Below are 11,990 nucleotides of genomic sequence, written 5' to 3' on the forward strand. Positions count from 1 at the left end.
GCGTTTGCTGACAGCGCTGTCAGTTAGCAGTCACCTTGCTGACCGGGTTGGCGGGCTATAAAGACGGCCAACCCTTTCACTCCTCTGTCCCGGCGCCTCAGCCCATGCACATTCAGCGAAAAACCGCCCTGATCGCGGTTGTCCTCGTGGTATCCGCGATTGCCCTCTGGGCCGTGACCCGCCCGGCCAAGCCCCGGCTGGCGGCGCCCAGCGCGATCCCGGTACGGGTGGTGAACGTGACGCAGCAGGACGTGCCTCGGTTTGTCAGCGGCATCGGCACGGTGTTGTCGCTGCACAGTGTGGTAGTGCGCCCGCAGGTGGACGGTATTCTCACCCGATTGCTGGTCAAGGAAGGCCAGTGGGTCAAGGCCGGTGACCTGTTGGCTACCCTGGATGACCGCTCGATTCGCGCCAGCCTCGATCAGGCCAGGGCGCAGTTGGGCGAGAGCCAGGCGCAGTTGCAGGTGGCGCTGGTCAACCTCAAGCGCTACAAGGCGTTGAGTGTCGATGACGGCGTGTCCAAGCAGACCTATGACCAGCAGCAAGCCCTGGTCAACCAGCTCAAGGCCACCGCCCAGGGCAACCAGGCGGCGATTGATTCGGCTCAAGTGCAGCTTTCCTACACGCAGATTCGTTCGCCGGTCAGTGGCCGAGTCGGTATTCGCACAGTGGATGAAGGCAACTTCTTGCGCAGCAGCGATGCCCTGGGCCTGTTTTCCGTGACGCAGATCGACCCGATCGCTGTGGAATTTTCCCTGCCGCAGCAGATGCTGCCGACCCTGCAAGGCCTGATCGCCGCGCCGGAAAAAGCCAGTGTCGACGCCTATCTGGGCGCCGACACCGACGGCCAGACTGGCGATTTACTGGGCCGTGGCCACCTGAGCCTGATCGACAACCAGATCAACTCCACCACCGGCACCCTGCGCGCCAAGGCCGAGTTCAGTAACCCCGCCCAGCGCCTGTGGCCGGGGCAACTGGTGACCATCAAAATCCAGACCGCCCTCGACAAAAATGCCCTGGTAGTGCCGCCGACCGTGGTGCAGCGCGGCCTGGATTCGCACTTTGTGTACCGGGTCAACGGTGACAAGGTCGAGGTGGTGCCGGTGCAGGTCACCTATCAGAACAGCGACCTCAGCCTGATCCAGGGTGTGCAGGCCGGGGATGTGCTGGTCAGCGATGGTCAGTCGCGGCTCAAGGCCGGCGCCCGGGTCGAGGTGCTCAAAGAGCCGCCCCAGGTGATCCAGACCGTCGACGCCACGGTGCAGCCATGAACGGCAGCCGCTCTCCGTCGGCCTGGTGTGTCGACCATCCGGTCGCCACCTTGCTGCTGACCTTCGCCCTGGTGCTGCTCGGGCTGATTGCCTTCCCGCGCCTGGCTATCGCGCCACTGCCGGAGGCGGAATTTCCGACAATTCAGGTCAGCGCCCAGTTGCCCGGCGCCAGCCCCGACACCATGGCCTCGTCCGTGGCCACGCCGTTGGAAGTGCAATTCAGCGCGATCCCCGGCGTGACCCAGATGACCTCCAGCAGCGCGCTGGGCTCCACCCTGCTGACTCTGCAATTCACCCTCGACAAAAGCATCGACACTGCCGCCCAGGAAGTGCAGGCCGCGATCAACACCGCGTCCGGCAAGCTGCCCAGCGATATGCCGAGCTTGCCGACCTGGAAGAAGGTCAACCCGGCGGACAGCCCGGTGCTGATCCTCAGCGTCAGCTCCAACAGCATGCCCAGCACCGAACTGAGCGACTACGTGGAAACCCTGCTGGCCCGACAGATCAGCCAGATCGACGGCGTCGGCCAAATCAACATCACCGGTCAGCAACGTCCTGCGATCCGCGTGCAAGCCTCCCCCGACAAACTCGCGGCCATCGGCCTGACCCTCGCCGATATCCGCCTGGCCATCCAGCAGTCGAGCCTGAACCTGGCCAAGGGCGCGATCTACGGCGATAACAGCGTATCGACCCTGTCGACCAACGATCAGTTGTTTCATCCCGAGGACTACGCACGGTTGATCGTGTCCTACAAGGACGGCGCGCCGGTGCAATTGCGCGATATCGCCAAGGTCATCAATGGTTCGGAAAACGCCTACGTGCAGGCCTGGTCCGGGGACACACCCGGGGTAAACCTGGTGATCTCACGCCAGCCCGGCGCGAATATCGTCGAGACCGTGGACCGCATCCAGGCGCAGTTGCCGCGCCTGCAAGCCATGCTGCCAGCCTCGGTGCAGGTCAGTGTGCTGAGCGACCGCACCAAGACCATCCGTGCCTCGCTGCATGAGGTGGAAGTGACCTTGCTGATCGCGGTCCTGCTGGTGGTGGCGGTGATGGCGTTGTTCCTGCGCCAACTGTCGGCCACGCTGATTGTGTCCAGCGTGCTCGGCGTGTCGTTGATCGCCAGTTTTGCCCTGATGTACCTGATGGGCTTCAGCCTGAACAACCTGACCCTGGTGGCCATCGTGATCGCCGTGGGCTTTGTGGTGGACGATGCCATCGTGGTGGTGGAGAACATCCACCGCCATTTGGAGGCCGGCCTCGATCAACGCGCGGCGGCGATCAAGGGTGCCGGCGAGATCGGCTTTACGGTGGTGTCCATCAGCTTTTCGCTGGTGGCGGCGTTTATCCCGCTGCTGTTCATGGGCGGCGTGGTCGGACGCCTGTTCAAGGAGTTCGCGCTGACCGCCACCTCGACCATCCTGATTTCGGTGGTGGTGTCCCTGACCCTGGCACCGACCCTGGCCGCGTTATTCATGCGCGCGCCCAGTCATCACGCCCATGCCAAACCCGGTTTCAGCGAGCGCCTGCTGGCCGGCTATGCGCGTAACCTGCGAAGGGCCCTGGCTCATCAGCGCAGCATGCTGGCGATCTTCGGGGTGACTCTCGCGTTGGCCGTGGTCGGTTACGTGTTTATTCCCAAAGGGTTCTTCCCGGTGCAGGACACCGGCTTCGTGCTCGGCACCAGCGAGGCGGCGGCCGATGTGTCGTTCCCGGACATGGTCGCCAAGCACAAAGCACTGGCCGAGATCATCAAGGACGACCCGGCGGTGCAGGCGTTCTCCCACGCGGTTGGGGTGACCGGCAGCAACCAGACCATCGCCAACGGCCGGTTCTGGATCGCCTTGAAAGATCGCGGGTCGCGCGATGTATCGGCCAGCCAGTTTATCGACCGCGTCCGCGCGAAACTGGCCAAGGTGCCGGGCATCGTGCTGTACCTGCGCGCCGGCCAGGACATCAACCTCAGCTCCGGCCCCAGCCGCGCCCAATATCAATATGTGCTCAAGAGCAACGACGGCCCGACGCTCAACACCTGGACCCAGCGCCTCACCGAAAAACTGCGCGCCAACCCGGCCTTTCGCGATCTGTCCAATGACCTGCAACTGGGCGGCAGCATCACCCACATCAGCATCGATCGGCAGGCCGCCGCGCGGTTCGGTCTGACCGCCACCGATGTGGATCAAGCACTGTATGACGCCTTCGGCCAGCGCCAGATCAACGAATTCCAGACGGAGATCAATCAATACCAAGTGGTGCTGGAGCTGGACCGCCAACAACGCGGCAAGGCCGAGAGCCTGAACTACTTTTACCTGCGCTCGCCGCTGACCAACGAGATGGTGCCGCTATCGGCCTTGGCCAAGGTCGACCCACCGACCGTGGGGCCGTTGTCCATCAGCCATGACGGTATGTTCCCGGCCGCCAACCTGTCCTTCAACCTGGCACCCGGTGTGGCGCTGGGGGATGCGGTGATCATGCTCGACCAGGCCAAGGCCGAGATCGGCATGCCCAGCACCCTCATCGGCACCTTCCAGGGCGCGGCCCAGGCGTTCCAAAGTTCACTGGCCAGCCAGCCATGGCTGATCCTCGCGGCGCTGGTGGCGGTGTACATCATCCTGGGGGTGCTGTACGAAAGCTTCGTGCATCCGCTGACGATCATCTCGACCCTGCCTTCGGCGGGCCTCGGCGCGCTGATCATGCTGACCTTGATGGGCCAGGACTTTTCGATCATGGCGTTGATCGGCCTGGTGCTGCTGATCGGCATCGTGAAAAAGAACGGCATCCTGATGATCGACTTCGCCCTGGAGGCTCAGCGCGTGCGCGGGCTGACGCCCCAGGAAGCGATTTATGAAGCCTGCGTCACGCGGTTCCGGCCGATCATCATGACCACCCTCGCCGCCCTGCTCGGCGCGGTGCCGCTGATGCTCGGTGCCGGGCCAGGTGCGGAGCTGCGCCAACCGCTGGGTATCGCAGTGGTCGGCGGGCTGCTGGTGAGCCAGGCGCTGACCCTGTTCACCACGCCGGTCATATACTTGTACCTCGAAAAAATTTTCCATCGGCCCACACCAGCGCCCGCGCTGGCGACCACAGAATGAGGCGGGGTCATGCGCGTCCTGATTATCGAAGATGAAGAGAAAACCGCGGACTACCTGCATCGCGGTCTGACGGAGCAAGGCTACACCGTGGATGTCGCGCGCGACGGCGTCGAGGGCTTGCACCTGGCCCTGGAGAATGACTACGCAGTGATTGTGCTCGACGTGATGCTGCCCGGCCTCGATGGCTTTGGTGTGCTGCGCGCCTTGCGTGCTCGCAAGCAGACGCCAGTGATCATGCTCACCGCCCGCGAGCGCGTGGAAGACCGCATCCGTGGCCTGCGCGAAGGCGCCGACGATTACTTGGGCAAACCGTTTTCGTTTCTCGAACTGGTGGCGCGCCTGCAAGCCTTGACGCGTCGCAGCGGCGGGCATGAGCCGGTGCAGGTGACGGTCGCCGACCTGTGGATCGACCTGATCAGCCGCAAGGCCAGTCGCAACGGCGTGCGCCTGGACCTCACCGCCAAAGAGTTCTCGCTGCTCAGTGTATTGGCGCGCCGCCAGGGCGAGATCCTGTCCAAGACCGCCATCGCGGAGATGGTCTGGGACATCAATTTCGACAGCGATGCCAACGTGGTCGAAGTGGCGATCAAGCGTCTGCGCGCCAAGCTCGACGGCCCGTTCGAACACAAACTGCTGCACACCATCCGTGGCATGGGCTATGTGCTGGAGAACCGCAGTGCCGGCTAATTCCATTGCGCTGCGCCTGAGCGGCATGTTCACCCTGGTGGCGGCACTGATCTTCCTGTTGATCGGCGGTGCCCTGTACCAACAAGTGGATCGCGGCCTGGGCCTGTTGCCGGGGGCCGAATTGGACGCGCGCTACAGCGTGCTCGAATCCTCGGTGAACCGCTTCGGCACGCCGGACCACTGGGCCAAGATCACCAACAAACTCAAGCTGCTGAGCGAAGAAGACAAGCGCATTCACTTCTGGGTAGTCAGCAACGACCCGGCCTACGAATACGGCAATCCCGATGCGCAGATCCGCGCCTTCGCCGCCGGCCCCACCGGTAAGCGCGACCTGCATCTGCCCGGCCATCGCTACCCGCTTAAAGTGCTGGTCAGCCAGTTCCCGGCCAAAGACCAGCGTCCGCCGCTGCGCTTTATGATCGCCATCGACACCGAAAACTTCCGCGCCACCCAGCATCAGTTGCTGGTGGCGTTGGTCAGCCTGGCGCTGGTGGGCGTGTTGCTGGCGGCGTTGCTGGGGTTCTGGGTCTCGCGCATTGGCCTCAAGCCGTTGGGCAAACTCTCGGAAGAAGCGCAGAAACTGGCACCGCCCAAACTCTCCGGGCGCCTGCAGTTGTCGCCGTTGCCGCCGGAACTCAATCAGTTCGTCAACTCGTTCAACGCCACCCTCGACCGCGTGGAACAGGCGTATTCGCGCCTGGAATCGTTCAATGCCGACGTGGCCCACGAACTGCGCTCGCCGCTGACCAACCTGATCGGCCAGACCCAGGTGGCCCTCACACGCGGACGCTCGGCCGAGCATTATCTGGAGGTGTTGCAATCGAACCTGGAAGAGTTGGAACGCCTGCGCTCGATCGTCAATGACATGTTGTTCCTGGCCAGCGCCGATCAGGGCACCAAGGCCACCAAACTGGTTGAAAGCTCACTGGCCGACGAGGTGGCAACCACCCTCGATTACTTGGACTTCATCCTCGAAGACGCCCAGGTGCAAGTGCGGGTCCACGGCGACGCCCAGGTACGGATCGAAAAAGCCCACCTGCGCCGTGCGCTGATCAACTTGTTGAGTAACGCCGTGCAACACACCGCGCCAGGTCAGGTGATCGACGTAGCTATCGAGGTGCAGGCGCAGCAGGTGGCAATCGCCGTGACCAACCCGGGCGAAACAATCGCCAGTGAACACCTGCCACGGTTGTTCGAGCGCTTCTATCGGGTCGACGCCTCGCGGCGTAACAGCGGGGCGAATCACGGGTTGGGGCTGGCCATCGTCAAAGCGATTGCGCTGATGCACGGCGGGGATGTGTTTGTGCGCAGCGACACCGGTGGCAATACTTTCGGTATCACCCTACCGCTCTAAGTGCGTGACTGTTGCGGTTTGGGCAATAGTTATTATCTTGTTACACTCTGTTTCGCAGTGCTCCCCTGCGTTAATTTGACGCATCGATGAGCGCGACGGCAAAGACAGCTGACCCGCTTACCCGAATTTCCCTCGACTTATTTCCAGGGCTCTACGCTGGGAATCTGTCTTAAAGCCGCTGACCTTCAGCGGCTTTTTTTTGCCGTCAAAAAGGCCGGGCATCCCCCACGACACCGGCCGTTTACGATTGACTCAAAGGAGCTTTACTGGTGAAGAACTCACTGACGTTCACCCCGTTATTTCTCGCGATTGCAGCAACGATTATCCCCCTAGCCCACGCAGCAGAAAGCCTCCCCGCCGACGGTTTCGTCGAAGGTTCACACCTTAGAATCGACACCCGTAATTACTATATGAACCGCGACCGTCGCGACATCCACACCGACGACAGCAAGGAATGGGGCCAGGGTTTTATCGGCACCTTCGAATCGGGCTACACCCAGGGCACCGTCGGTTTCGGCCTGGACGCTCACGCCATGCTGGGCCTCAAGCTCGACGGCGGTGGTGGCACCGATGGTTCCAGCATCCTTCCCTATGGCAGCGACAGCGGCAGCGGCAAGGCCCCCGGCTCGTTCTCCACGGCCGGCGGCACCCTGAAAATGCGCGCCTTCGACACCGAACTCAAAGCCGGTGACCTGTTCCTCAATAACCCGGTGATTGCCGGTGGCATGACCCGCATGCTGCCGCAGACTTTCCGTGGCGTCAGCCTGAGCAACCATAGCCTGGACGGCTGGATGTTCGAGGGCGGCCAAGCCAGCTTCACCAAGCTCTACAACCAGAGCGGCCATCGGCGCATCGGCGCCAGCTACGGCGCCTTGCCCGATAACCGCATCAGTCAACACCTGGATTGGGCCGGCGTGTCGTTCAGCGGTGTGCCGGGGGTGACCAGCAATCTCTATGCATCCGAACTCAAGGACGTCTGGCACCAGTACTACTACGACCTGGACTACACCTACGCCCTCAACGACCTGGTCAGCCTCAACCCGGGCCTGCACTACTACCACACCCAGGACACCGGCCAATCCCTGTTGGGGGATATCGACAACAACACCTGGAGCCTGCATTTGACCGTGGGCGTGGGCAACCATAGCGTGACCGCCGCCTACCAGCGGGTTAACGGCAATACGCCGTTTGACTACATCACCCAGGGCGACAGCGTGTACCTGGACAACTCCCAGCAATACTCGGACTTCAACGGCCCGAATGAACGCTCGTGGAAGCTCAAGTACGCCTATGATTTTGTCGGCCTCGGTATGCCCGGCCTGACCACGGCGGTGTCGTACATCAGCGGCAAGACCGACTTGACCCAGGTCGACCCGCAAAGCCGTGGCTACAGCGCCTGGTACAGCGCCGACGGTAAGGACGCCAAGCACTGGGAGCGGGATATCGATTTGAAATATGTGGTGCAAGGCGGCCAGGCCAAAGACCTGGCCGTGCGCCTGCAATGGGCGACCCACCGTGGCAGCAACGGCTACTCGGCAGTAGACCGCGATGTGGATGAATACCGGGTGATCGTCGACTATCCGATTGATGTGTTCTGAGGCACCGTTCTTTCTTTGGTAACCGAGTATCCAATCTTCATCGGGTAGAACTAAACTGCCAGCATCCATACCGCTGAAGTTCTGCCCGATGAGTCCACGCCGTGCTCGCCACCCTTCCGCACACCCGCAATTGTTGCTCCTTCTGGGCAGCGGCCTCACCGTCGTCCTGATCGTCATTATCGTCGCGGCGTTATTGATCCGCGAACACACCAGCACGCTACAGGCTGCCAAGCGCTCGTCCACCAATATCGCCCAGCTGATCAACGCCGATGTGCTGCGCAACGTCGAGCTGTACGACCTGGCCCTCAAGGGGCTGATAGCCGCCAGGCAGCGCGAGGACCTGGCCAAGGTCGACGCCACTATCCAACACCTGGTGCAATTCGATTTATCCACCGCCGCGCCCTTTAAAGGCGAGGTGCTGATGCTGGATGCCAATGGCGCGGTGATCGCGGATTCCTCGACCCTGCGGCCCACCCCGCGCAATTTCGCTGATCGCGATTATTTCCAGGTGCATCTGAAGGACCCACAGGCCGGTTTGTATATCAGCCGGGCCTTCCAGATCCGTTGCGACTGCGACCAAGTGTGGCGCATAGCATTCAGTCGGCGCGTATCGGGGCCCAATGGCGAGTTCGCCGGCGTTGCGGTGGCGACTATGCGCCTGGCGTATTTCGATCAATTGTTCAGCACCCTGGCCATCGGCAACGGTAGCAGCGTCAACCTACTCAATACCCACGGCATCCTGCTGGCCCAACAGCCGCTGCTCGAAAGCGACATGATTAACAAGGATTTGAGCGAGCGACCGAATTTCAAGCGCATGTTGCGCGAAGGCAATGGCAGCTTCCAGGCAACCTCGACCATCACCGGCAAGGACCGGCTGTACACCTTCACTACCGTGGGCACACTGCCACTGATCGTAGTGGTGGCGCTGTCTCGCGAGGATGTGTTCGCCCCCTGGAAACGCGCCGCACTGCTGACCAGCGGCGCGACCGGCATTCTGTGCATCGGGTTGTTGTGGCTGGCCTGGATGCTGCGTCGCGAGCTGCGACGTCGCTATCGCGCCGAACGGGTGCTGTCAGAACTGGCAGCCACGGATGCCCTGACCGGACTGGCCAACCGTCGCATCCTCGACGAGCGCCTGCGCCAGGAATGGGATCGCGCCCAGCGCTCGACCGAGCCACTGACCCTGCTGATGATCGACGTGGATCACTTCAAGGCGTTCAACGACCGCCACGGTCATAGCGGCGGCGACGAGGCCCTGCGCACCGTGGCCCAAGTGATCGCCGGCAATATACGCCGCCCCGCCGACCTCGCCGCCCGCTATGGCGGCGAGGAATTCGCGGTGGTGCTGCCCCATACTGATGCCGCAGGCGCCATGGTCATCGCCGAGCACATCCGCAGCAGCGTCGAACACTTGCCACGGGTGGCGGGTAGCGAGCGGCCGATCACCGTGAGCATCGGCGTGAGCACCTGGGATAAACGCAACCGCCAATCCCTGGAAGCGCTGCTGCTCAGTGCGGACCAGGCGTTGTATGAGGCCAAGCACAGTGGGCGCAATTGCATCGTGGATGCCGGTGCACCGCCAACCGAGGCCCACACCCCACAGGAATAAAAAAAGGCCACCCGAAGGCAGCCTTTAAAAACTAAAGAAAGAGAGTTGTTACTTACACCGCCGCAACGGGACGCATGTAAGAGATCGGTGCGGTGCTGGCATCTTCGAAGGTCACGACTTCCCAAGCGTCTGTCTGCTCAATCAACTTGCGCAGCAGCTGGTTGTTAAGGGCGTGGCCCGACTTGAAGCCTTTGAACTCGCCTATCAGGCTATTGCCCAGCAGGTAGAGGTCACCGATTGCATCGAGGATCTTGTGCTTCACGAATTCGTCTTCATAGCGAAGGCCGTCTTCGTTCAGTACACCATCCGCGTCGACCACAATGGCGTTTTCAACGCTGCCGCCGAGTGCGAGGTTGTGCTTGCGCAGGTACTCGATGTCACTCATGAAACCAAAGGTACGGGCGCGGCTGACTTCTTTTACAAACGAAGTGCTGGAAAAATCCACGCTTGCACTTTGGGTGCGGTCACGGAATACCGGGTGATCGAAATCGATCTCAAAGCTCACTTTAAAGCCTTCGAACGGAACGAAGGTGGCGCGCTTGTCGCCGTCTTCTACTGTCACTTCCCGCAGAATGCGAATGAACTTCTTAGCTGCGTCCTGTTCTTCCAGGCCGGCAGATTGAATCAAGAATACGAAGGGTCCAGCGCTGCCATCCATGATCGGGACTTCGGACGCGGAGAGCTCGACGTAGGCGTTATCGATGCCCAAACCGGCCATGGCCGAGAGCAAGTGCTCCACCGTGTCCACTTTGACGTCACCGTTGACCAATGTGGTCGACATAGTGGTTTCGCCAACGTTTTCCGCGCGAGCAGGAATCTGCACCACAGGGTCCAGGTCGGCACGCACAAACACGATGCCGGTGTCGACAGGTGCAGGCTTGAGGGTCAGGTAGACCTTTTCCCCGGAGTGCAGACCTACACCTGTGGCACGAATAATATTCTTCAGGGTGCGTTGTTTAATCATGGCTTGGACCGCTTCAGCGCAAATTGCGAACTGGTATCAACAAAGGCTGGCGATAATAGCAGACCAGACCTTTGCTGAACACCAATCACCTTCATAGCCCTGATACATTCCATTAATCGGCCTGACGACGCAGGAATGCCGGGATGTCCAGGTAGTCCAGGTCATCTTGCGGATTCGGGCTACGGGACGCCGCAGCACCGGCCTGAGCCTGGTTGCGCATCACAGTCGGACGATCCAGATCGCGGTAGTTCACCGACGGCAGCTCCTGACGCGCAGGGGCTGGAGCGGCAGCCGCCTGGCTGGCCTGGCTGCTGTGCAGGGTGTTGTCGATGACCTTCACAGGCTTCTCGATCTTGGCACCCAGACCAGTGGCAACCACGGTGACGTGCAGCTCGTCGCGCATGTCCGGATCGATGACGGTACCGACCTTGACCATGGCGTGCTCGGAAGCAAAGGCTTCAATGATGCTACCCACGTCGGAGTACTCACCCAGGGACAGGTCAGGACCGGCGGTGATATTCACCAGGATGCCGCGTGCGCCTTGCAGGTTCACGTCTTCCAGCAGCGGGTTGCGGATGGCCGCTTCGGTGGCTTCGCGTGCACGGTTCGGACCGCTGGCGCAGCCAGTGCCCATCATCGCCATGCCCATTTCGCTCATCACGGTACGGACGTCGGCAAAGTCGACGTTGATCATGCCTGGGCGCTTGATGATGTCGGAGATACCGCGAACGGCACCGGCCAGTACATCGTCAGCCTTGGCGAAAGCGGACAGCAGGCTTGCGTCCTTGCCCAGGATGGTCAGCAGCTTCTCGTTGGGAATGGTGATCAACGAGTCGACGCTTTCAGACAGCAGACGGATGCCTTCGTCGGCGATCTGCATACGCTTGCGACCTTCGAACGGGAACGGACGGGTCACTACTGCAACCGTCAGAATCCCCATTTCCTTGGCCACTTCGGCGATGATCGGCGCAGCACCGGTACCAGTGCCGCCGCCCATGCCGGTGGTGATGAACACCATGTTGGTGCCTTGCAGCACTTCGGCAATACGCTCGCGGTCTTCCAGGGCGGCTTGACGGCCGACTTCCGGGTTGGCGCCAGCGCCGAGGCCCTTGGTCACCGCGGTGCCCAATTGCAGGATGGTGCGCGCGCCGATGCTTTTCAGCGCCTGGGCATCCGTGTTGGCGCAGATGAATTCAACGCCTTCAATGTTGCTCTTGACCATATGGTTGACAGCGTTGCCGCCGCCACCGCCGACACCGATCACTTTGATGACCGGGCTGGCGGGGATGTTGTCTACGAGTTCGAACATTTTCCCTCTCCTTTCGTTTTCTCTAGTTTTTTCGCCTACTGCTTTACAGCAGCTCCAAGTTGCAAGCCATGAGCTGCAAGCTTGAAGCTTGTAACTTGTCGCATGA

8 protein-coding genes are annotated in these 11,990 nt (G+C 61.5%); 6 read left to right on the plus strand and 2 right to left on the minus strand.

Annotated elements, in window-relative coordinates; translation table 11 throughout:
• Positions 1 to 104: 104 nt before the first annotated feature.
• From ABX75_RS06255 to ABX75_RS06280, 6 genes are all read left to right on the plus strand, one after another.
• Positions 105 to 1,271 carry an efflux RND transporter periplasmic adaptor subunit gene (locus ABX75_RS06255; protein WP_047881634.1) on the plus strand — a complete coding sequence of 389 codons (1,167 nt, stop codon included), beginning with the start codon at positions 105 to 107 and terminating at the stop codon, positions 1,269 to 1,271.
• Positions 1,268 to 4,363, plus strand: coding sequence for a multidrug efflux RND transporter permease subunit (locus ABX75_RS06260; protein ID WP_047881635.1), 3,096 nt, complete (start codon positions 1,268 to 1,270; stop codon positions 4,361 to 4,363). The genes ABX75_RS06255 and ABX75_RS06260 overlap by 4 nt, the downstream gene beginning before the upstream one ends.
• A gap of 9 nt (positions 4,364 to 4,372) precedes the next feature.
• The gene (locus tag ABX75_RS06265) at positions 4,373 to 5,050 is read left to right on the plus strand and encodes a heavy metal response regulator transcription factor (protein WP_034095972.1); all 678 of its coding nucleotides are present in this window, start codon (positions 4,373 to 4,375) and stop codon (positions 5,048 to 5,050) included.
• Positions 5,040 to 6,404: a heavy metal sensor histidine kinase gene (locus ABX75_RS06270; RefSeq protein WP_047881636.1), complete on the plus strand. Its 1,365-nt coding sequence runs from the start codon at positions 5,040 to 5,042 to the stop codon at positions 6,402 to 6,404. The genes ABX75_RS06265 and ABX75_RS06270 overlap by 11 nt, the downstream gene beginning before the upstream one ends.
• 269 nt (positions 6,405 to 6,673) lie before the next feature.
• Complete coding sequence (locus tag ABX75_RS06275) at positions 6,674 to 8,002, plus strand: OprD family porin (protein WP_047881637.1); 1,329 nt, start codon at positions 6,674 to 6,676, stop codon at positions 8,000 to 8,002.
• Between the two features lie 88 nt (positions 8,003 to 8,090).
• Positions 8,091 to 9,611, plus strand: a complete 1,521-nt coding sequence (locus ABX75_RS06280; protein ID WP_047881638.1) for a sensor domain-containing diguanylate cyclase — start codon at positions 8,091 to 8,093, stop codon at positions 9,609 to 9,611.
• Positions 9,612 to 9,663: 52 nt separating this feature from the next.
• On the opposite strand, the gene lpxC is transcribed toward ABX75_RS06280, so the two are convergent.
• Positions 9,664 to 10,575, minus strand: coding sequence for a UDP-3-O-acyl-N-acetylglucosamine deacetylase (lpxC, locus tag ABX75_RS06285; RefSeq protein WP_003171886.1), 912 nt, complete (start codon positions 10,573 to 10,575; stop codon positions 9,664 to 9,666).
• A gap of 112 nt (positions 10,576 to 10,687) precedes the next feature.
• Positions 10,688 to 11,884, minus strand: a complete 1,197-nt coding sequence (gene ftsZ, locus ABX75_RS06290; RefSeq protein ID WP_034095968.1) for a cell division protein FtsZ — start codon at positions 11,882 to 11,884, stop codon at positions 10,688 to 10,690.
• Between the last annotated feature and the right edge of the window lie 106 nt (positions 11,885 to 11,990).

The sequence above is a fragment of the Pseudomonas sp. ARP3 genome (genome assembly GCF_001029595.1).
In the GTDB taxonomy this organism is placed as follows: domain Bacteria; phylum Pseudomonadota; class Gammaproteobacteria; order Pseudomonadales; family Pseudomonadaceae; genus Aquipseudomonas; species Aquipseudomonas rhodesiae.

Bases quoted from the DNA above. Each gene is read 5' to 3' on its own strand.
- ABX75_RS06255 (WP_047881634.1), top strand. From the start codon at position 105: ATGCACATTCAGCGAAAAACCGCCCTGATCGCGGTTGTCCTCGTGGTA.
- ABX75_RS06260 (WP_047881635.1), top strand. From the start codon at position 1,268: ATGAACGGCAGCCGCTCTCCGTCGGCCTGGTGTGTCGACCATCCGGTC.
- ABX75_RS06265 (WP_034095972.1), top strand. From the start codon at position 4,373: ATGCGCGTCCTGATTATCGAAGATGAAGAGAAAACCGCGGACTACCTG.
- ABX75_RS06280 (WP_047881638.1), top strand. From the start codon at position 8,091: ATGAGTCCACGCCGTGCTCGCCACCCTTCCGCACACCCGCAATTGTTG.
- lpxC (WP_003171886.1), bottom strand. From the start codon at position 10,575: ATGATTAAACAACGCACCCTGAAGAATATTATTCGTGCCACAGGTGTA.
- ftsZ (WP_034095968.1), bottom strand. From the start codon at position 11,884: ATGTTCGAACTCGTAGACAACATCCCCGCCAGCCCGGTCATCAAAGTG.